Raw genomic sequence first — 19,515 nt, 5'->3', positions numbered from 1 at the left:
GCGGGGGTGCGGGTAGGAGGAGAGGGCGTGGCCCTCGCGGGACTTCTCCTGGCGGAAGCCGTCGAGGTCCTCCTCGGACAGGCGCCCCTCCATGAAGGCCCGGGCGTACATGCCGGGGGAGGCGTGCCCCTGGAAGAAGACCTGGTCGCCGCCGCCGGGGTGGTCCTTGCCCCGGAAGAAGTGGTTGAACCCGACCTCGTAGAGGGTCGCCGCGCCCGCATAGGTGGAGATGTGCCCGCCCACGCCGATGCCGGGACGCTGCGCCCGGTGCACCATGATCGCGGCGTTCCACCGCATGTAGGCGCGGTAGCGGCGCTCGAACTCCTCATTGCCGGGGAACTCGGGCTCCTGGTCCGCGGGAATCGTGTTGACGAAGTCCGTCGTGGTGACCATCGGCACACCCACGCTCTGGGACCCGGCACGCTGCAGGAGGCTGCGCATGATGTACTGCGCCCGCGCGGTGCCGCGCTCCTCGATGAGCGAATCGAGCGATTCGATCCACTCCGCCGTCTCGTCGGGGTCTCGGTCGGGCAGCTGATTCGTCAGGCCGCTGAGGATGTGCGAGGTCTCTTCTCCTACAGACACGTCCAAACCTCTCTTCGAGCCCGGAGACCGGAGCTGGTGGCAGCCGGGCGGCGGGCGGTGTCGTCGCTGTGCCCCGTGCGTTCGGGGCGTTGGTGCTCGAGTGCTGCTGGGGCCGGGGTCATCCAGGCCGTGCCACACCCACGGGCCACTCTAGTCGCGGTGCGGTGGCGATGCGTAGCGGGCGCCGCCGCCCCCGGCTGTATTGCGATTGCCGTGCTCCAGCGTCCCCGCGGGCCCGACGGCGCCCGCAGCGGCGGCCTCTTGGGCGGTGCGCGCTTGAAGCGGCGGGGCAAACGGTGTTGGCTTGTACATACGGTGGAGGTGTCCCGGGCCGGTCAGGTTGCGCCCGGGGTTCCTGCGCCGAGGTCCCGCCGCGGGCGAGGGCCAGGAAGACATGAAGAAGGAGGAGGACGACGTGGGCGAGACGGACACCGCCGCAGACAGCAATGTGGCGGCGCGATTGGGTTTCAAAGACGGGGACCTGATCCAGGAGTTCGGCTACGACGAGGACGTTGACTTCGGCCTGCGTGAGGCGATCGAGGAGGCAACCGGCTCGGACCTCCTCGACGAGGACGACCACGACGTGGTCGACGGTGTCATCGTGTGGTGGCGGGAGGACGACGGCGATCTCGTCGACATGCTCATGGACGCCCAGACCACTCTCGAGGAATCCGGCGTCGTCTGGCTTCTCATCCCGAAGCAGGGACGTGATGGCCATGTGCGCCCGGTCGAGGTCCAGGAGGCTGCGCCGACGGCCGGCCTGCACTCGACCTCGTCGGTGGGCGTGTCGAAGGACTGGAGCGCGACGCGCCTGGTCAGGAAGAAGCAGTGACGGCGCTGCCGTCCATGCCGGGTCCCCAGATCGGCGAGAGCGCTCCGGACTTCGAGCTCCCCAATCAGTTCGGCGAGCCCGTCCACCTGGAATCCCTGCGGGGGCGTCCCGTGGTCGTGGTGTTCTTCCCCTTCGCCTTTTCCGGCATCTGCACCGGGGAACTCGGTGAGCTGCGCGACAACAGGGAGATCTTCGCCGCGGCGGGGGCGCAAGTCCTCGCCGTTTCCGTGGACAGCAAGTTCACGCAGCGGGCCTACGCCCAGGCGGAGGGATACGATTTCCCGCTTCTGGCAGACTTCTGGCCCCATGGGGCCGTGGCCCGCCGCTTCGGCGTCTTCGACGAGAGGGACGGCATGGCCCTGCGGGGCACCTTCATCCTCGACGCCGACGGGGTGGTTCGCTACCGGGTGGTCAATCCGCGCGGGAAGGCCCGCGACCTCGACGGCTACCGCTCGGCACTCGCCGCGATCTCGGGCTGACGCGGATCCCGCTGACGCGCGGTGGCGGAGACGGACGTTTTCCGGCCCCCGATCTGCTGCGGTACAGTGGTGCCCCGGCGCGCCCGATGGCGTCGCCGTCGTCAGGGTCTTTAGCTCAGCTGGTAGAGCGCCACGCTTACACCGTGGATGTCATCGGTTCGATCCCGGTAGGACCCACAACCACGTCCTCTGAGGTCCGCGCCTTTCGGCGCGGCGGGATGCTCCGCGCATGGAAGAAGCCTCCCGCCGCGGCCATTGGGGGGTTCGCCGCGACGGGAGGCTCTGACACGAGCATACGGTCAAGAACGCCAAAGTCCAAACACTCGTGATGAAAATCTTCCTGCCCGTCCCTTCGTGGCGACGGCAACTGTGGCAAACGTGTGCCAAAAGTGAGGCGCGCCGAAATAAGATGTCAAACAGTGATCCCCGGAAAGGGCGTCAACTAGCCTTGGATGCGGAATCCCACGAAGAGACGGAGAGTACATGTCTGCACAGATCGGCGTCACCGGCCTTGCGGTGATGGGCGCGAACCTTGCCCGTAACCTCGCGCGCAACGGGTACACCGTGGCGCTCCACAACCGGTCCGTCGAGAAGACGGATGCCCTGCTCGCCAAGCACGGCGACGAGGGCGACTTCGTGCGCACGGAGACCCTCCAGGAGCTCGTCGACTCGCTCGAGAAGCCGCGTCGCGTGCTGATCATGGTCAAGGCCGGTGCGCCGGTCGACGCCGTCGTGGACCAGCTCGTCCCGCTCCTTGAGGAGGGCGACATTGTCATCGACGCGGGCAACTCGCACTTCGCCGACACGCGCCGTCGCGAGGCTGCCCTGGCCGAGAAGGGCCTCCACTTCGTGGGTGTCGGTGTTTCCGGAGGCGAGGAGGGCGCGCTCAACGGCCCGTCCATCATGCCGGGCGGCTCCAAGAAGTCCTACGAGGCCCTCGGCCCCATGCTCGAGAAGATCTCGGCGAAGGCCGACGGCGAGCCGTGCTGCGCGTGGGTCGGCACGGACGGTGCTGGCCACTTCGTCAAGATGGTCCACAACGGCATCGAGTACGCGGACATGCAGGTCATCGGCGAGGCCTACGACCTGCTGCGCAGCGCGGCAGGCCTCGAGCCCGCCGAGCAGTCGGAGATCTTCGAGGAGTGGAACAAGGGCGAGCTGTCCTCCTTCCTGATCGAGATCACTGCCGAGGTCCTCGCGCACGTCGACGCGAAGACGGGCAAGCCGTTCGTCGACGTCGTCGTCGACGCCGCCGGCCAGAAGGGCACCGGCCGCTGGACCGTGCAGTCGGCCCTTGACCTCGGCTCCCCGGTCTCCGGCATCGCCGAATCCGTGTTCGCCCGCGGAATCTCGTCCCAGGCTGAGCAGCGGGCCATCGCCCAGGAGACGCTCGCCGGCCACGAGGCCAGCGTCGAGGTTCCGGACGGGTTCGTCGAGGACGTCCGCCAGGCGCTCTACGCCTCCAAGCTCGTCTCCTACGCCCAGGGCCTGGACATGCTCGGCAGCGCCGCGAAGGAATACGGCTGGGATCTCAGGCTCGACGAGATCGCCTCGCTCTGGCGTGCCGGCTGCATCATCCGCGCCGCTCTCCTGAAGGACATCACGGCCGCCTACAAGGGGGACAGCAAGCCTGCCAACCTGCTGTTCGCCCCGGCCTTCGCCGAGTCCATCGCCGCGGCCGTCCCCGCCTGGCGCCGCGTGGTGTCCACCGCGGTCCAGCTCGGCATCCCCGTGCCGGTCTTCTCGTCCTCGCTCGCGTACTACGACGCCCTCCGCCGCAAGCGCCTCCCCGCTGCCGTCATCCAGGGCCAGCGCGACCTCTTCGGCGCCCACACGTACCAGCGCGTGGACACCGAGGGGACATTCCACACCCTCTGGGGTGAGGACCGCTCGGAGATCTCGGCAGTCGACACCCACTGAACCAGCGCACACACCCGAAGGGCGCCCCTGCCGCTGGCAGGGGCGCCCTTCTCGCTGCTGCACCCGCAGCGCACGACGGCGCCGCCCGCCTAGGGTGGCGGGGGCGCCGTCGTACGCACTCCGGGACTGAGCGGCCAGGCCGGGAGGCGGCCAGACCGTGCTGCTCAGATGTAGTAGTACTCCGCGGGGTCCACGGCCGGCGTGGTCTCCTTGGCGGCGTCGCGGTGGCGCCACGTGGCCGGCACGCCTGTCACGATCGAGTTCGGCGGAGCGTCCTTGACCACCACGGCGTTGGCGCCCACGGCGCTTCCGGCGCCGATGGTGATCGGGCCGAGCACCTTCGCCCCGGCGCCGATCGTCACGCCGTCGCCGATGGTGGGGTGCCGCTTGACCTTGGCGAGGGACCGGCCGCCGAGGGTCACTCCGTGGTAGAGGAACACATCGTCGCCGATCTCCGCCGTCTCGCCGATCACGACGCCCATCCCGTGGTCGATGAAGAACCGTCGCCCGATCGTCGCCCCGGGGTGGATCTCGATGCCGGTGAGGAATCTCCCGGCCTGGGAGATGAGGCGCGCGGCGAAGCGCAGGTCCTCGCGCTGCCACATGGCGTGCGTGAGGCGGTGGATCCAGATCGCATGCAGGCCGGAGTACGCGAGGAAGTTCTCGACGTTGCCCCGGGCCGCGGGGTCATGCGCTGCTGCCGCCGCCAGGTCCTCCCGGAGCCGTGCAACGGTGCGTTTGATCAGAGACACAGATTTCCTTCTGCCGTGGCCGGAGCCAGCGCTCCTAGCCCCGGATGTCGTCGTACAGGACCGTGGAGATGTACCGCTCGCCGAAGTCGCACACGACGGCGACAATGAGCTTGCCCTTGTTCTCCGGCCGCTTCGCGAGTTCGAGCGCTCCCCAGACGATCGCTCCAGAGGAGATGCCGCCGAGGATGCCCTCCTGGGCGGCCAGCGCGCGGGCGGTGGACACCGAGTCCTCGAGGGTGGCGTCGAGCACCTCATCGTACACGTTGGTGTCGAGGATCTCGGGCACGAAGTTCGCGCCGAGGCCCTGGATCTTGTGTGGACCCGCGGGGCCGCCGTTGAGGATCGCGGAGTCCTTGGGCTCGACGGCGACGATCTGCACGCCCGGCTTGCGCTCCTTGAGGACCTGGCCGACGCCGGTGATGGTGCCGCCGGTGCCGATGCCGCTGACGAAGATGTCCACTTCTCCGTCCGTGTCCTTCCAGATCTCCTCCGCAGTCGTGGCACGGTGGACGGCGGGGTTGGCCGGGTTGGCGAACTGCTGGGCCCAGATGGAGTTCTCGGTGTTCGCCACGATCTCCTGGGCCTTCTCGACAGCTCCGCGCATGCCGTCCGAGCCTGGCGTGAGGACGATCTCGGCCCCGTAGGCCCGCAGGAGGACTCGGCGCTCGGTCGACATGGTCTCCGGCATCGTCAGGATGACCTTGTAGCCCCGGGCGGCCCCGACGAGGGCCAGCGCGATGCCCGTGTTCCCGGAGGTGCCTTCCACGATCGTGCCGCCCGGCTTGAGTGCGCCGGCCTTCTCGGCGGCCTCGACGATCGCGACGCCGATGCGGTCCTTGACGCTGTTGGCGGGGTTGTAGAACTCGAGCTTGACGGCGACCTGGGCCTCAAGGCCCTCCGTCAGCCGGTTCAGGCGGACCAGCGGGGTGTTGCCGACCAGCTGCGTGACGTCGTCATAGATGCGTGCCATGAGTCCTTTGCTTCCTGATGAATGTGGGCGTGGCAAGGAGGCCGGGGGGCCCGACTGCGGCTTCAGCCTAGTCAGCCGCCTCCGGGCCCGGCTAGGCAATGAGCCATGCCGAGTAATATTTGCGGGCCTTGGCGAGCTTGGGATTGATGATCACGTGGCAGTAACCGGCATCCGGGTTCTTCGCGTAGTAGTCCTGGTGGAACTCCTCCGCAGGGTAGAAGGTGCTCGCACGGGTCACCTCGGTGACGATCGGCGCGTTCCAGAGCTCCTGGTTACGCTCGATCGCCGTCTCGAAGAGCGCCCGTTCCTCTTCGGTCAGGTAGAACATCGACGAGCGGTACTGCGTCCCCACGTCGTAGCCCTGGCGGTTGAGTGTGGTGGGATCGTGGAGCGCGAAGAACATGTCGAGGACGACGTCCTGCGGGATCACCTCCTCGTCGAAGGTCACCGCGACGACCTCGGCGTGCCCCGTCATGCCGCTGCAGACGCTGTAGTAGTCCGGATCGGGGAAGTGGCCCCCGATGTAGCCGGAGACGACGGAGCTGACACCCTTGGTCTTCTGGTAGACCGCATCGAGGCACCAGAAGCAGCCTCCGCCCAGAATGAAGGTCTTCATGCTGCCTACAATGTCCGCAGCCCGCGGAAGATTCCCGAGAGAGGACCGCCCCTCGTGTCAGAGCAGACCGGCCCAGCCCCGCAGACCGAGAAGGACCCGTCAGCAATGCAGGACGAGGAGGCCCGAGAGAGCCATCGGAATGCGCCCGAGGGGGCGTCCGGGCCCTCTCTGGCCGACGTGCTCGTGGCCGTCGAGGAACTGTGGCCCGAGTCTCTCTCGGAGGAGTGGGACGCCGTCGGCCTCGTCACGGGTCGCCCGTCCCAGCCCGTGCGAAGGATCCTGTTCTCGGTCGATCCCGTGCTCGAGGTGATCGAAGAGGCCGCGGCCTGGGAGGCGGACCTCGTCATCGCCCACCACCCCCTCCTGCTGCGCGGGGTCACGAGCGTCGCCGCGAACACCCCCAAGGGACGCGCCGTCCACCGCCTCATCGAGTCGGGCATCGCGCTGCTGACGGTGCACACCAACGGCGACTCGGCCGTCGGCGGAGTCTCGGACGTGCTCGCCGACGCCCTCGGGCTCGACCCGGTCGAACCCCTCACCAAGGCCGCGAACGGCCTCCCCGAAGAAGGGATCGGGCGGGTCGGGGACCTCCCGGAGATCACGAGCCTGGGCGACCTCGCCGGACGGCTCTTCGGCGTCCTGCCAGCGGTGGCGGGGGGTGTGCGGGTCTCGGGAGACCGCGACGGCCTCGTGCGCCGCGTGGCGGTCTGCGGCGGCGCTGGAGACAGCCTGTTCGACGCGGTGCGCGAGTCAGGGGCGGACGTCTACGTCACCGCCGACCTGCGCCATCATCCGGCTTCCGAGGCCCGCGAGTCGTCCGCGGACGGACGCCCCTATCTCGTGGACGTCAGCCACTTCGCGAGCGAGTGGCTGTGGCTCCCCGCTGCGGCGGCCGCGCTCGACAACGTGCTCAAGGACCAGGGCCACACCGTGGACATCCGAGTCTCCACCATCAACACCGACCCGTGGGACTTCATCCTGACCCCGAGCGAAGGATAGAGTCGCAGGCCACACAGGCGCTGCGCGGCAGCGCCGTCGAGAGCGCTCCGGCGCGACCGAGGAGGAAGACGATGCCCAAGGCTCCCGCCGCCGAACAGCTCAGGCTCTTGGACCTGGCCGCCCTCGACGCGAAGCTCCATTCCCTGGACGTGCGCCGCCGCGCCCTCGAGGCCGATCCCCGCCTCGGGCCGGCGAAGACGGCCCTTGAGCAGGCTGCGGAGGCGGCGCGGTCAGCGGATGCCCTCGTGGCCGGCGCCGAGGCAGAGCTCGCTGCCGTCGAGGCGAAGGTCGCGGAGGTGTCCACCAGGATCGCCCGCGACGAGTCGCGCCTATACGCGGGCGGCCTCTCGAAGGACCTCGAGGCCCTCCGGAAGGACATCGCCGGCCTCAGCGCGCGGCAGAGCGACCTCGAGGACACCGAGCTCGAGGTTCTGGAGAAGCTCGACGAACTCCGCGCGGCCCAGGGCGAAGCTGCGGAGGCCCTCGGGCATGCGCAGGCGTCAAGCCAGGACCTGCGGGACGAGCTCGACGAGCAGCTCGGAGCCATCGCCCGGGAGCGCTCCGCAGTGGCACAGCAGCGCTCGGACTTCGCCCGCGGGATCGACGCCGGGCTCCTGGACGTCTACGAGAAGACCCTCGCCAAGCGCGGCGTGGGCGCGGCCAGGCTGTTCCACGGGACGTCCGAGGGCTCGGGCATGGCACTGAGCCCCGGGGACCTGGCCGCCATCCGCTCCGCAGCAGAAGACGAGATCGTCTTCTGCCCGGACTCGGGGTGCATCCTCGTCCGCTCGCCGGAGTGGAGCTAGGGCGGAAGGATCAGTCCCGCAGGATGAGGGCGAGGGAGCTCGGCTTCCGCGCGGTCGCCGTCACAAGCTCGGCCTCCCAGCCTTCGCGGGCGACGGCGAGCAGCGCCTCGGGCGTGGCCGGCGCGGTCCCGCGGCGCCTGAGCAGGTGGCGGACGAACTCCCCCCGATGGTGCTTGGCGAAATGGCTCACCACGCTGCGCTTCCCATCGCGCTCGCGGAAGACATCCACGCTCACCGTTGACGCCGGTGGGGGAGCGTAGGCCGCGGCGTAGGTGCTCGACCGGCAGTCGACGACAAGCCCGTCCGCCGCCCGAGCGGCAAGCGCCTCTGCAAGCCGCGGCTTCCAGAACGCGGCGAGGCGGCCCAGCCCCGGCAGTGCGGTAGACATCGACAGCCGGTACGCGGGAACGGCGTCGGCGAAGCCCACCGCCCCCCACAGGGCCGACACGACGACGATCCACTCGTCGGCGCGGCGACGCTGGGCTGGGGTGAGGGAGCGGTACCCCAAGGCCTCGTACAGGACCCCGGAGTACACGAGGTGCGCCGGCGCCGCCGGTTCGGTCAGGAGCCGGAGGTTCCGCTCGACGTCGTGCGCGAGCGAGGCGCCCACGCCGAGGGCTTCGAGCGCGTCGTCGCGGCCGCTCACCTCCGTGAGTGCCTCGATGACCTCCTTCCGCGCCACCTCGAGCGCGGGGAAGCTCAGCGCGGAGAGGTCGACGGCGGGACCCGGCGGCGCGGGCGTCTTGCCCTCGGAGGGCGGAAGGAGGATGAGCACCCGCCGAATCCTACCGTCGCTGCCGTCAGGGGCAGGCCAGTGCAGCTAGACTTGACGGTCGAGGACAGGTCGGCCGGGCGACCGCGGGGCGGCTCCATCGGGGCCGCCGCGAGGAAAGTCCGGGCTCCACAGGGCAGGGTGGTGGGTAACGCCCACTCGGGGCAACCCGCAGGCCAGTGCCACAGAAAGCAGACCGCCACCGTCGCCGTGCCGCAGGCGCAGCGACGGCGGTAAGGGTGAAACGGTGGTGTAAGAGACCACCAGCTCCCCGGGTGACCGGGGAGGCTCGGTAAACCCCACCCGGAGCAAGGCCAGACAGGGCGCGTGACCAGGGCTGCCCGCCCGAGCGCCCGGGTAGGCCGCTCGAGGCCGCCGGCAACGGCGGTCCTAGATGGATGGTCGCCTCCCGCGCCAGGGCAACCCGGCGCGGAGACAGAACCCGGCTCACAGGCCGGCCTGTCCTCACCCTCACAGGATCCTGACTCTCAAGGACCCTGAAGCCCCGAAAACGAGAGCCTGTGAGTGACTTCACAGGCGCCCGGGCGGCGCCCCCCGATCCCCCCACGTACACTGGAAAGCGAACGTAGAAGTTCTCGAGCCGGGCTCTGCGATCGCAGGCCCGGCTCTTCCATGACCTCGGGCCACCCTGCCCGGGGGCATGCGCACGAGGGAGTGCGCGAACAGAGAAAGGCACCTTGTGAGCACAACGACGGAATCCGCACTCGGCACCTGGATCGGACGCGAAGCGGCCGCTGAGGAGATGATCCCGATCATCGGCCGCCTCTACCGCCAGAACAACGTGGTCACCTCGGTCCACGGCCGGAGCCTCATCAACCAGTCCGTGGTCGGCCTGCTCAAGGCGCACCGCTGGGCCCGCCAGATCGACAGCGAGGAACTCAGCCTCGAGGAGACGCTGCCCATCCTCAGGGCGCTCGACTCCCTGGAGCTGGGTGCCGCCTCGATCGACCTCGCCCGCCTCAACGAGAAGTTCCGCGCCGAGGGCCAGACCCTTGGGCTCGAGGAGTTCCTCCGCGCTGAACTCGCCGAGATCGTCGGCAAGCGCGGCGCCGACCCGCGCACCAGCACCGACGTCGTGCTCTACGGCTTCGGCCGCATCGGCCGCCTCGTGGCCCGTATCCTCATCGAGCACGCCGGCGGCGGCCACGGCCTCCGCCTCCGGGCCATCGTGGTCCGCAAGGGTTCCGACAAGGACCTCGTCAAGCGTGCGAGCCTCCTGCGCCGCGACTCGGTGCACGGTGCCTTCGAGGGCACGATCACGGTCGACGAGGAGAACAACACCATCCTCGCCAACGGCACGCTCATCCAGGTCATCTACTCGGACAGCCCCGCCTCGGTGGACTACACCCAGTACGGCATCGACAACGCCATCGTCGTGGACAACACCGGCCGGTGGCGTGACGAGGAGGGCCTGTCCCAGCACCTGCAGAGCAAGGGCGTGGCCCGGGTGCTCCTCACTGCGCCGGGCAAGGGCTCGCTGCCGAACATCGTCCACGGCATCAACCACGGTGCGATCTCGGCCGAGGACAAGATCGTCACCGCGGCCTCCTGCACCACGAACGCGATCACCCCGGTGCTCAAGGCCGTCAACGACAAGTACGGTGTCGTGCACGGCCACGTCGAGACGGTCCACTCGTTCACGAACGACCAGAACCTCATCGACAACTTCCACAAGGGCAACCGCCGCGGCCGTGCCGCCGGCCTCAACATGGTGATCACCGAGACCGGCGCTGCGAAGGCCGTCGCGAAGGCGCTCCCCGAGCTTGCCGGCAAGCTCACGGGCAACGCGATCCGCGTCCCCACCCCGGATGTGTCGATGGCCGTGCTCAACCTCAACCTCGAGCACGAGGCGACCAAGGACGAGGTCAACGCCTACCTCCGCGAGATGTCCCTGCACTCGGACCTGCGCAAGCAGATCGACTACATCGACTCGCCCGAGGTCGTCTCCACCGACTTCGTCGGCTCCCGCCGCGCCGGCATCGTCGACGGCCTCGCCACGATCTCGACCGGCAAGAACCTCGTCCTGTACGTCTGGTACGACAACGAGTTCGGCTACTCCTGCCAGGTGGTCCGCGTCCTCGAGGAGATGGCGGGCGTGAACGCGCCTTCCTTTCCCGTCCAGCCGGTGACGGACGACGCGGTGTTGGCAACAACTCGGTAGCAATCGGCACGGTCTCTGGCTTCTCCGCCCGCCACGGGGGCAAGATGCACCTATGGAAGCAACGGAGCATGAGAGCACGCTCGAGCACGCGCTCGACGTCGCCAGAGCCAACGCCAAGCAGGCCAGACTGCTCGTGGACCACGCCAGGGCGCGCCTCGCGTCCGGGGAAGTCACCCCGGAACGCGTCGCCCAGCTGGAGGAACTCCAGCGGGTGGCGGATGAGGACCTCCAGCGCGTGATCCGCGAGCAGTAGGGCCCCTGCCGCCGAAGGGCACCAGGGCACGCACGACGACGAAGGGCGCCGCACACAGGTGCGGCGCCCTTCGTCGTGCTCAGCCAGGCGCGGAATCAGACGTGGGTGTGCCCACCCTCCACGGGGCCATCATGGCTGTCCTCGTGCCCGTGCTCGTGGTCGTGGCCGTCGTGATCATGGTCGTCATGGCCGAACGGGTCGGGGTCGACGCCCGGCATCCACGTGAGCCCGGGGACTCCCCAGCCGTGCTTGCGCGCGGCACGACGGGCCTTCTTCGCGTACCGCTCGATGAGCCGATCCACGTAGAGTCTGCCGTCGAGGTGGTCGTACTCGTGCTGCATCACGCGTGCGAACCAGCCGGTGGCCACGAACTCGACGGGACGGCCGTCTCCGTCGAAGCCCTCGACCTTCGCCCACTCCGCCCTCTGGAGCGGGTATCCCTCGCCGGGGAAGGACAGGCAGCCCTCTTCGTCGTCCTCAGGGTCGGGGACCGCGCCCGAGACCTTCCCGAGGGTGAGGCGTGGGTTCACGACGACGCCGCGGGGCGGGACGCCGTCGTCGTTGGCGAACTTGTAGACGAAGATCCTCAGCCCGACCCCGATCTGGGGTGCCGCCAGACCCACGCCGTGCGCGGCGTCATTCGTCTCGTGCATGTCCTCGATGAGGGTCCGCAGCGCGTCGTCGAACTCGGTGACCTCGGCGGCCCGTCGGTGGAGCACGGGCTCGCCCCAGACGGTGATGGGATGGACGGTCACGCGGGACTCCTCTCTCGGAACGCACACGAGGCCGCCGGGACGGATCCCAGACGGCCTCGTGGCTAGCCGGCGAACCGGCCTCTTCGGGGTGAGTAACGGGGCTTGAACCCGCGACCTTCTGGACCACAACCAGACGCTCTGCCAACTGAGCTATACCCACCGTGGTGGCTTCCGGGGCGTTCTGCCCGGCGAAAGCAACGAGAAATAGTCTACCTGCTGTTTGGAGTGGTCATGACCAAATCAGCACTCGCCGACGAACTTTTTTCCGCTGTGGAGGTCACGCTGTGCCGGCTTGCGGCCGACCCGCGACGATGCGCTGGGCGATCGCCTGGGCGGCGGCGCTCTCCGGGCCGGGAGCGGGGACGAAGACGGCTTCCCGGTAGAAGCGGAGCTCATCGATCGAGTCCCGGATGTCGCCCAGGGCCCGGTGGTTGCCCGTCTTCGCGGGCGACTGGAAGTAGGCCCTCGGGTACCAGCGCCGGGCCAGTTCCTTGATCGTCGAGACATCGATGACGCGGTAGTGGAGGTGGTCGACCACCTGCGGCATGTCGCGGGCGAGGAAGAGCCGATCGGTGCCCACGGAGTTCCCGCCGAGCTGCGCCCTGTTGGGCTCGGGCACCCACGCCCGGATGTACTCCATCACCTTCGCCTCGGCCTCCTCGAGCGTCAGGCCGTGCGGCAGGGCGTCGATCAGCTTGGAGTCCGTGTGCATCCGGCGGACGAAGTCACTCATGCCCGCAAGCGCGGACTCCGTGGGCTTGATCACGACGTCGACGCCATCGCCGAGAATGTTCAGCTCCGAGTCCGTGACGAGCACGGCGACCTCGATGAGGGCATCGGCGACGGGATCAAGGCCCGTCATCTCGCAGTCGATCCAGACAATATGTTCATTGGTGATGGGCACCCGCCCAGACTACCGTCCGATGCGCCGCAGCCCGCCGTCGTGCGCGGCCCCGATGCTACGATGAAACGGCCGCCGCGCCTGCGCGTGCGCAGGCCAACTGCCCCGGTGCGGGCTCCGGACCATGAGCCCACCTGTCGAAGAACGGACGCGCGATGTCTCTGCCCTCCCAGCCCCTGGCCCGATCGGGCATGGACGGTGAGGGCCCTGAGATGGCCGATCCGAAATGGCCGCTGCTGTCCGGACTCGCGGGCTCCCTCGCCGTGATGATCGGCTCCTTCGGAGTCGGCTGGCTCGCTCCCGCGTCCGAGCTGCGCCGCTACACGCTCTTCATCTGGATGCGCACCGAGATCCTCGGTGTCGTGATCAGTATCGTGCTGCTGGCGTTCGGCGGGATGCTGCTCGTGCGCTCCTGGCTGAGGCTCGGGCAGTCGGTGAGGGTCTGGGGGAGCCGGGCGCGCAAGGCCACCCTCGCCGCCTTCGCACTCTGGGGCGGCCCGATGCTGTTCACGGTGCCGCTGTTCAGCCGCGACGTCTACTCCTACATCGGCCAAGGTCGCCTGATGCACGAGGGACTCAACCCGTATGAGGTGGGCATCTCGGCCCTGTCGAACTACTACCAGCTCGGCGCCGACAAGATGTGGAGCGAGGCGCCGACGCCGTACGGGCAGCTGTACCTCTGGATCGAGCAGTTCGTCGTGTGGGTGACCAATGTGCAGCCCGAGGCGAGCGTGTTCCTGTTCCGCCTCGTCTCGCTCGTGGGTGTCGCCCTCGTGGCGGTGTACGTTCCGAAGCTCGCCTCACTGCACGGGATCAACCCGCACCGGGCCCTGTGGCTGACGGTCGCCAACCCCCTCTTCGTGACCAACTTCATCGCCGCGGTCCACAACGACGCCCTCATGGTGGGCCTCGCGGTGGCGGGCGTGTACTACGTCGCTGTCCACCGCCCGCTCCTCGGCATCGTGCTCGTGACGCTCTCCGTCTCGGTCAAGCCCATCACCGCGCTGCTCCTGCCGTTCCTCGCGCTCATGTGGGCGGGCCGGAGAGCCTCCTGGCCGCGGAAAGTGCTCTATCTCCTGGTCACCGGGGCGCTCTCGCTGGGGCTCCTGTATGCCATGAGCCTGCCCAACGGGTTCGGCTTCGGCTGGATCAGCGGGCTCGCGGCCCCCGGCAGCGTGTCGATCTGGTACGCGCCAGTGGGGATGATCGGCATGATGGTGTCCACGCTCACCGCTTCAGTGGGGCTCGGGTGGCTCGACGTCGACCGCGTCGTGTTCAACCTCGGCAAGGTCGTGGCGCTCGGCATCGTCGCCTGGCAGCTCCTCCGCGGCACGCACGACCGCCTGGTGCGGCGCATGACCCTGGCCTTCGCTGCCGTGGTGCTCCTGTCGCCCATGATCCAGGCGTGGTACATCGTGTGGCTCATCCCGTTCTTCGCGGTGACCGGCATCCGCGACGACTGGCAGGTGAAGACGCTGTACTTCATCGTCTCGTTCTTCATGATCTACGGGATCTCGGACCAGCTCGACGTCTTCCCCTACCTGCAGGAAGGCGACAACCAGCTGGCGCTGGCGATCGCGCGCAACACCGCGGCACTCATCGCTCTGCTCTTCGCGCTGTACCTCATCTTCATCGACCCGAAGACGCGCAAGCTCTTCAGGCCCAGCGGTCGCTCCCTCCTCGCCCGCGTATTCCCGTAGGATCCGCGGGCCTCCGCGGGCCTCCGCGGTCCACAGGCGGCCGTTGCGGCCGACGCAGACAGGAAGGGCCCGGCGCCTGACGGCGTCGGGCCCTTCGCGGGCGCCCCAGGAGGGAATCGAACCCCCGACCAAGAGATTAGAAGGCTCCTGCTCTATCCTCTGAGCTACTGGGGCCGGCTGTGAAAGTCTATCCCGGCCGCGCCCCGCGGCAGCGCACCGGCCCGTGCCGCAGGCATCAGCAGCCCTCTTCTCCTCCACAGAAGCGCGCCTCGGCGTGTCGTCCACATACGCGCCCCCGATCCTCGTGCTTCAGAATCCCCGCGGACAGGGTGGAGGCAGGCCTCCCAGCCGGGGACGGCCACGGATCGGAGGTCTTGGCTATGAGCAACACCGTCACGCTGCGAGGCTGGGTCGGCACCGACCCGACAAAGGGATTCACGAAGGCCAACACGTTCTACACCCGCTTCAGGCTCTCGGTGAGCGAGGGCCATTTCGACCGCGAGCGAGGCGCGTGGGTCGACACCCACACGAGCTGGTACACCGTCGTCTGCTTCGGTGCCTTCGCCCAGAACGTGGCGGAAAGCGTCCGGAAGGGACAGCGGGTCATCGTGATGGGGAAGATCCGGGTCGCGACCTGGCAGAGGGCAGATGGAACCTATTCGAAGGACGTCGACCTCATGGCCAGCTCGGTCGGGCACGACCTCGCCCTCGGCATTGCTGTCTGGAACCGGCGCCGCGACGAGCCGGCGGGGCGCACGTCCTCCATCCCGCTGGCCCACATCGAGGGCGTCGGGCCGGTGGACCCCGCCACCGGGGAGCTTCCCGAGGTGCCTTTCGACCCTGACGAGCCGCCGTTCGGGGACGTCCCTGACTACCCGGAGCTCGAGGCCGGCGACGTTCCGGCCCTGGAAGACCGCCCGAGCGACGAGCTCGGACCGGAACAGCGGCTGCTCTCGGCCTGAGCTCCCGCCGGCGGCGGAGGGGCCGCAGAGGCCTCCCCGCCCCGGCGGATGTGTGATCGCCAGCCACACCCACTAGATTTAAGGCCATGGCGGAATTCATCTACACCATGACCAAGGCCCGGAAGGCAGTGGGCGACAAGGTCATCCTCGACGACGTGAGCATGTCGTTCTTCCCCGGGGCCAAGATCGGCGTCGTGGGGCCGAACGGTGCCGGCAAGTCGACGATCCTCAAGATCATGGCCGGACTCGACACACCCTCGAACGGGGAGGCACGGCTTTCCCCGGGCTACTCGGTCGGCATCCTGCTCCAGGAGCCTCCTCTGAACGAGGAGAAGACGGTGCTCGGCAACGTGCAGGAAGGCGTGGGGGAGATCTACGCCAAGATCCAGCGCTTCAACGAGATCTCCGAAGAGATGGCGAACCCCGACGCGGACTACGACGCGCTCCTCGAGGAGATGGGCAAGCTCCTGGAAGCCATCGACGCCGCCGACGCCTGGGATCTCGACTCGCAGCTCGAGCAGGCAATGGACGCCCTGCGCTGCCCTCCGGGCGATGCCGACGTCCGGGTGCTCTCGGGTGGTGAGCGCCGCCGCGTGGCCCTCTGCAAGCTGCTCCTGCAGAAGCCCGACCTCCTGCTCCTCGATGAGCCTACCAACCACCTCGACGCGGAGAGCGTGCTCTGGCTCGAGCAGCACCTCTCGACCTACCCGGGCGCGGTTCTCGCCGTGACCCACGACCGTTACTTCCTCGACCACGTCGCAGAGTGGATCTGCGAGGTCGACCGCGGGCGCCTGTACCCGTACGAGGGGAACTACTCGACCTACCTCGAGAAGAAGCGCGCCCGCCTCGAGGTCCAGGGCAAGAAGGATGCGAAGCTCGCCAAACGGCTCGCAGAGGAACTGGACTGGGTCAGGTCGAACGCCAAGGGACGCCAGACGAAGTCGAAGGCCCGCCTCGCGCGGTACGAGGAGATGGCCGCGGAGGCCGAGCGCACGCGCAAGCTCGACTTCGAGGAGATCCAGATCCCGCCGGGCCCGCGCCTCGGCCAGCTCGTCGTGGAGGCGAAGGACCTGAAGAAGGGCTTCGGGGACCGCACGCTCATCGACGGGCTCTCCTTCTCCCTGCCGCGCAACGGCATCGTCGGCGTCATCGGGCCCAACGGCGTGGGCAAGACCACCCTGTTCAAGACCCTCGTCGGGCTCGAGCCGCTTGACGCGGGCGATCTCAAGATCGGCGACTCGGTCAAGATCTCCTACGTGGACCAGAGCCGCGGCGGCATCGACCCCAACAAGACCCTCTGGGAGGTCGTCTCCGATGGCCTCGACCACATCCAGGTCGGGCAGGTCGAGATGCCCTCGCGTGCCTACGTCTCCGCGTTCGGCTTCAAGGGGCCGGACCAGCAGAAGAAGGCAGGCGTGCTCTCCGGCGGTGAGCGCAACCGGCTCAACCTCGCGCTCACGCTCAAGCAGGGCGGCAACCTCCTGCTCCTCGACGAGCCGACCAACGACCTCGATGTCGAGACGCTCTCGAGCCTGGAGAACGCTCTCCTCGAGTTCCCGGGCTGCGCTGTGGTCGTGTCCCACGACCGCTGGTTCCTCGACCGCGTCGCGACGCACATCCTCGCGTACGAGGGGACTGAGGAGAACGAGGCCAACTGGTACTGGTTCGAGGGCAACTTCGAGTCCTACGAGCAGAACAAGGTCGAGCGGCTCGGTCCCGACGCCGCCAAGCCCCATCGCGTGACCCACCGCAAGCTCACGCGCGACTAGCGGCGCCCTGTCTGCCACGGCGGAAGGCCGGCTCCACGCGGAGCCGGCCTTCCGCCGTCGTGCGTGGGTTAGGCGGGTCCGTCGAGATAGGGCAGGCGGATCATCCCCTCCTGGGCGACGCTCGCGACATGCACGCCGCGGCGGTCGAAGATCTTCCCGGCACCGAGGCCCCGGGCGCCTTGAGCGCTGGGAGCCTCCTGGACGTACAGGAGCCAGTCGTCGACCCGGACGGGCCGGTGCCACCACATGGCGTGGTCGAGGCTTGCGACGCTCATCCCGGGTGTGATCCAGGAGAGTCCGTGCCGCCGCAGCACGGGTTCGAGCAGGGTGTAGTCGCTCGCGTAGGCGAGGGCGGCGCGGTGCAGGCCGTCGTCGTCCGGCATGGCGTCGAAGGTCTTCATCCACACGGCGTTGCGTGCAACGTGGGGGCCGGCCGCCGAGACGTACATGGCCGGGTCGACGTGGCGGATGTCGAAGGGCCGGTCGAAGGCCCAGTACTGCGCCACCGGGTGGTCGATCTCGCCGAGGAGGTCGGCGGTGCTCGGCAGCGTCTCGGGGTCCGGGATGCCCTCCGGCATCGCAGACTGGTGCTCGACCCCGTCGGCCTCGATCTGGAACGACGCGATCATGGACAGGATCGGGACGCCGTCCTGGTACGCGTGGACCTGCCGTGCCGAGAACGACCTCCCGTCGCGAAGCCGCTCGACCCCGAAGGTGATCGGCTTGTCCGCATCCCCCGGGCGCAGGAAGTAGGCGTGGATCGAGTGGACCGGGCGCCCATCAGCCACCGTGCGTGACGCGGCGATGAGGCTCTGGGCGAGCACCTGGCCGCCGAAGACGCGGTGCCGCGGCTGCCGCTCGCTAGGTCCGACGAAGACGTCCTTGTCCGTCCGGGCGCCCCCGAGGTCGTCGAGGTCCAGAAGGGTCAGGAGGGCGCCGGTGCTGCCGGCTCGGTGCGCGGGGCTGGTCATGCCCATGACACTAGACGGCGCGGGCGGCGGCGGCCAAGGAGGTCCGCGGGGCGTCGGGTGCGAAGATGGGAGCATGTCCTCGGTCTACCGGTTCCCTCTCCAGCTGCGCTTCGGCGACGTCGACTCCTACGGGCACGTGAACAACGTGCGCTTCCTCCAGTTCCTCGAGGACGCTCGGGTCCACTGGCTCCGTGAGCCGCTGCGGGTACCCGCGGCGGGAGCATCCACGATGGCTGAACTCGTCACCGAGGAGAACTTCACGCTGGTCGGAAGGCACGAGATCGAGTACATGGCGCCGCTCATGTACCGGCGCGAGCCGGTCGCCGTGGACCTGTGGGTGACTCGCGTGGGCGGCTCGAGCTTCGACCTCGGGTACACCGTCCGGGAGCCGGACGGCCCTGACCTGTATGCCTACTGCTCGACCTCGATGGTCCTCGTGAGCCGCTCCACCGGCCGTCCCGTCCGGCTGCCCGCCGCTCTGCGTGCCGAGTTCGACGAGTTCGCCGGGCCGCCCGTGCCGTTCAGGCGCCGGCCGCCCCTGCCGGCAGCTGTGGCCGCGAAGGGGGAGGGTGCATGAGCGCCGCCGACATCCAGACCGCCCTCGACTTCGGCGACCCGCGTGCTGTGGCCGACCTGCGCACCTTCCTGGCGCGTGCTAGGGCCGTGGAGGATGGCGCCGTGCGCTTCCAGGCTGTGGGCGGAGTACTCGCCGTCTACGTGTGCGTCCTGAGCCCCCGCGTCCTCGGCGAGGCGACTCCGACAGTGCTGGGCCTGCGCACGGTCGCGCTCGCCCGGCCGGCGGAGCTGGACGCCACCGTGGCGATCGCCTCGGTCTTCGACCGGTTCGCGCGACTCGGCGAGGATGCGACGCTGCTCGACGTCCCGTCGTCGCACATCCGCGCCCCCTGGGCCGCGGTGAGCCCGCCGCGCGGCCCCTGGCGGCCGCTAAGGCGTCTCGACGGCCAGCAGATCGCAGCGGCGGCGGCAGCGGGCATCGCCGAGGTGGCCGGTGCCGTCCCCGACCGTCCCGGCTCCGCAGTGGTCCACGGCGTGCGGGCTGCGGTGTGGGGGAGGGACCTGGAGGGAACCCCCGGTGTGCCTGCGGGCGCCGCCTTCGCGGCACACACGCTCGGGTTCGCGGCAGCGGGAGAACCGCTGGACCTGTTCGAATCCGGCCCCTGGGTCAGGCTCTCCTCCCACCGCGGACACGTGCTGTGCCGCCGGCCGTCGCTGCTCGGGATGTGAAGGCGCCGCGCCGGCGGGGAAGCTGCCTGGCCTGCGCGGGGCGCCC

General features: G+C 69.1%; 18 protein-coding genes, 3 tRNA genes, 1 other RNA gene and 2 pseudogenes. 14 read left to right on the top strand and 10 right to left on the bottom strand.

The window, feature by feature from the left end; translation table 11 throughout:
* Positions 1-585: pseudogene (locus CGQ25_RS18445) on the bottom strand (pyruvate dehydrogenase (acetyl-transferring), homodimeric type); the annotation flags it as partial.
* A gap of 415 nt (positions 586-1,000) precedes the next feature.
* On the opposite strand from CGQ25_RS18445, the gene CGQ25_RS08840 reads away from it, so the two are divergent.
* The 4 genes from CGQ25_RS08840 (at position 1,001) to gndA (ending at position 3,816) form a co-directional block, all read left to right on the top strand.
* A complete protein-coding gene (locus CGQ25_RS08840) occupies positions 1,001-1,417 on the top strand; it encodes a DUF3052 domain-containing protein (RefSeq protein WP_369802326.1) in 417 nt (138 codons plus the stop codon).
* Positions 1,418-1,431: 14 nt separating this feature from the next.
* Positions 1,432-1,896 carry a peroxiredoxin gene (locus CGQ25_RS08835; protein WP_208713000.1) on the top strand — a complete coding sequence of 155 codons (465 nt, stop codon included), beginning with the start codon at positions 1,432-1,434 and terminating at the stop codon, positions 1,894-1,896.
* A 104-nt stretch (positions 1,897-2,000) separates the two neighbouring features.
* A tRNA-Val gene (locus CGQ25_RS08830) sits at positions 2,001-2,073 on the top strand.
* Positions 2,074-2,379: 306 nt separating this feature from the next.
* On the top strand, positions 2,380-3,816 hold the full coding sequence (gndA, locus tag CGQ25_RS08825) for an NADP-dependent phosphogluconate dehydrogenase (protein WP_208712727.1): 1,437 nt from the start codon (positions 2,380-2,382) through the stop codon (positions 3,814-3,816).
* A 164-nt stretch (positions 3,817-3,980) separates the two neighbouring features.
* Here the strand turns inward: gndA and epsC are convergent, their stop codons facing one another.
* The 3 genes from epsC to msrA form a co-directional block, all read right to left on the bottom strand.
* Positions 3,981-4,559: a serine O-acetyltransferase EpsC gene (gene epsC, locus CGQ25_RS08820; protein ID WP_208712999.1), complete on the bottom strand. Its 579-nt coding sequence runs from the start codon at positions 4,557-4,559 to the stop codon at positions 3,981-3,983.
* Between the two features lie 43 nt (positions 4,560-4,602).
* Positions 4,603-5,538, bottom strand: coding sequence for a cysteine synthase A (gene cysK / locus CGQ25_RS08815; protein WP_208712726.1), 936 nt, complete (start codon positions 5,536-5,538; stop codon positions 4,603-4,605).
* Between the two features lie 91 nt (positions 5,539-5,629).
* Entirely contained in the window at positions 5,630-6,154 is a 525-nt protein-coding gene (gene msrA, locus CGQ25_RS08810) for a peptide-methionine (S)-S-oxide reductase MsrA (RefSeq protein ID WP_208712725.1), read from the bottom strand.
* 105 nt (positions 6,155-6,259) lie between these two features.
* Here msrA and CGQ25_RS08805 point away from each other — a divergent pair, with 105 nt between their 5' ends.
* The gene (locus CGQ25_RS08805; protein ID WP_208712998.1) at positions 6,260-7,153 is read left to right on the top strand and encodes a Nif3-like dinuclear metal center hexameric protein; all 894 of its coding nucleotides are present in this window, start codon (positions 6,260-6,262) and stop codon (positions 7,151-7,153) included.
* Positions 7,154-7,224: 71 nt separating this feature from the next.
* Positions 7,225-7,959, top strand: coding sequence for a zinc ribbon domain-containing protein (locus CGQ25_RS08800; protein WP_208712724.1), 735 nt, complete (start codon positions 7,225-7,227; stop codon positions 7,957-7,959).
* 10 nt (positions 7,960-7,969) lie between these two features.
* On the opposite strand, the gene CGQ25_RS08795 is transcribed toward CGQ25_RS08800, so the two are convergent.
* Complete coding sequence (locus tag CGQ25_RS08795; RefSeq protein WP_208712723.1) at positions 7,970-8,734, bottom strand: YaaA family protein; 765 nt, start codon at positions 8,732-8,734, stop codon at positions 7,970-7,972.
* 65 nt (positions 8,735-8,799) lie between these two features.
* On the opposite strand from CGQ25_RS08795, the gene rnpB reads away from it, so the two are divergent.
* The 3 genes from rnpB (at position 8,800) to CGQ25_RS08780 (ending at position 11,166) form a co-directional block, all read left to right on the top strand.
* Positions 8,800-9,197, top strand: an RNA gene (gene rnpB / locus CGQ25_RS08790) — RNase P RNA component class A.
* A gap of 234 nt (positions 9,198-9,431) precedes the next feature.
* Positions 9,432-10,913 (top strand): glyceraldehyde-3-phosphate dehydrogenase, encoded by a 1,482-nt coding sequence (locus tag CGQ25_RS08785; protein WP_255405698.1) that lies wholly within the window; start codon positions 9,432-9,434, stop codon positions 10,911-10,913.
* A gap of 52 nt (positions 10,914-10,965) precedes the next feature.
* On the top strand, positions 10,966-11,166 hold the full coding sequence (locus CGQ25_RS08780) for a hypothetical protein (RefSeq protein WP_208712721.1): 201 nt from the start codon (positions 10,966-10,968) through the stop codon (positions 11,164-11,166).
* Between the two features lie 185 nt (positions 11,167-11,351).
* Here the strand turns inward: CGQ25_RS08780 and def are convergent.
* The 3 genes and pseudogenes from def to orn all read right to left on the bottom strand — a co-directional run.
* Positions 11,352-11,921 (bottom strand): annotated as a pseudogene (gene def, locus CGQ25_RS08775) (peptide deformylase); the annotation flags it as partial.
* A gap of 87 nt (positions 11,922-12,008) precedes the next feature.
* Positions 12,009-12,081: transfer RNA gene (locus tag CGQ25_RS08770), tRNA-His, on the bottom strand.
* Positions 12,082-12,198: 117 nt separating this feature from the next.
* Positions 12,199-12,825: an oligoribonuclease gene (gene orn, locus CGQ25_RS08765; protein ID WP_208712719.1), complete on the bottom strand. Its 627-nt coding sequence runs from the start codon at positions 12,823-12,825 to the stop codon at positions 12,199-12,201.
* A 188-nt stretch (positions 12,826-13,013) separates the two neighbouring features.
* On the opposite strand from orn, the gene mptB reads away from it, so the two are divergent.
* Positions 13,014-14,522 (top strand): polyprenol phosphomannose-dependent alpha 1,6 mannosyltransferase MptB, encoded by a 1,509-nt coding sequence (mptB, locus tag CGQ25_RS08760; protein WP_255405762.1) that lies wholly within the window; start codon positions 13,014-13,016, stop codon positions 14,520-14,522.
* A gap of 101 nt (positions 14,523-14,623) precedes the next feature.
* On the opposite strand, the gene CGQ25_RS08755 is transcribed toward mptB, so the two are convergent.
* Positions 14,624-14,696: transfer RNA gene (locus CGQ25_RS08755), tRNA-Arg, on the bottom strand.
* Between the two features lie 206 nt (positions 14,697-14,902).
* Here CGQ25_RS08755 and CGQ25_RS08750 point away from each other — a divergent pair.
* Both CGQ25_RS08750 and ettA read left to right on the top strand, forming a co-directional pair.
* On the top strand, positions 14,903-15,484 hold the full coding sequence (locus CGQ25_RS08750; protein ID WP_208712717.1) for a single-stranded DNA-binding protein: 582 nt from the start codon (positions 14,903-14,905) through the stop codon (positions 15,482-15,484).
* Positions 15,485-15,570: 86 nt separating this feature from the next.
* Complete coding sequence (ettA, locus tag CGQ25_RS08745; protein WP_208712716.1) at positions 15,571-17,253, top strand: energy-dependent translational throttle protein EttA; 1,683 nt, start codon at positions 15,571-15,573, stop codon at positions 17,251-17,253.
* 68 nt (positions 17,254-17,321) lie between these two features.
* Here the strand turns inward: ettA and CGQ25_RS08740 are convergent, their stop codons facing one another.
* Positions 17,322-18,224, bottom strand: a complete 903-nt coding sequence (locus CGQ25_RS08740) for an acyl-CoA thioesterase II (protein WP_255405697.1) — start codon at positions 18,222-18,224, stop codon at positions 17,322-17,324.
* Between the two features lie 73 nt (positions 18,225-18,297).
* Here CGQ25_RS08740 and CGQ25_RS08735 point away from each other — a divergent pair, with 73 nt between their 5' ends.
* Positions 18,298-18,801 carry a thioesterase family protein gene (locus tag CGQ25_RS08735; protein WP_208712714.1) on the top strand — a complete coding sequence of 168 codons (504 nt, stop codon included), beginning with the start codon at positions 18,298-18,300 and terminating at the stop codon, positions 18,799-18,801.
* Positions 18,798-19,469 carry a hypothetical protein gene (locus CGQ25_RS08730; protein WP_208712713.1) on the top strand — a complete coding sequence of 224 codons (672 nt, stop codon included), beginning with the start codon at positions 18,798-18,800 and terminating at the stop codon, positions 19,467-19,469. Before CGQ25_RS08735 ends, CGQ25_RS08730 begins: the two co-directional genes overlap by 4 nt.
* Positions 19,470-19,515: the final 46 nt, after the last annotated feature.

It is taken from the genome of Sinomonas sp. R1AF57, from assembly GCF_002224485.1.
In the GTDB taxonomy this organism is placed as follows: Bacteria; Actinomycetota; Actinomycetes; order Actinomycetales; family Micrococcaceae; genus Sinomonas; species Sinomonas flava.
The sequence above is the reverse complement of the archived record's forward strand: the minus strand, read 5'-3'. Positions and strand labels throughout refer to the sequence as shown.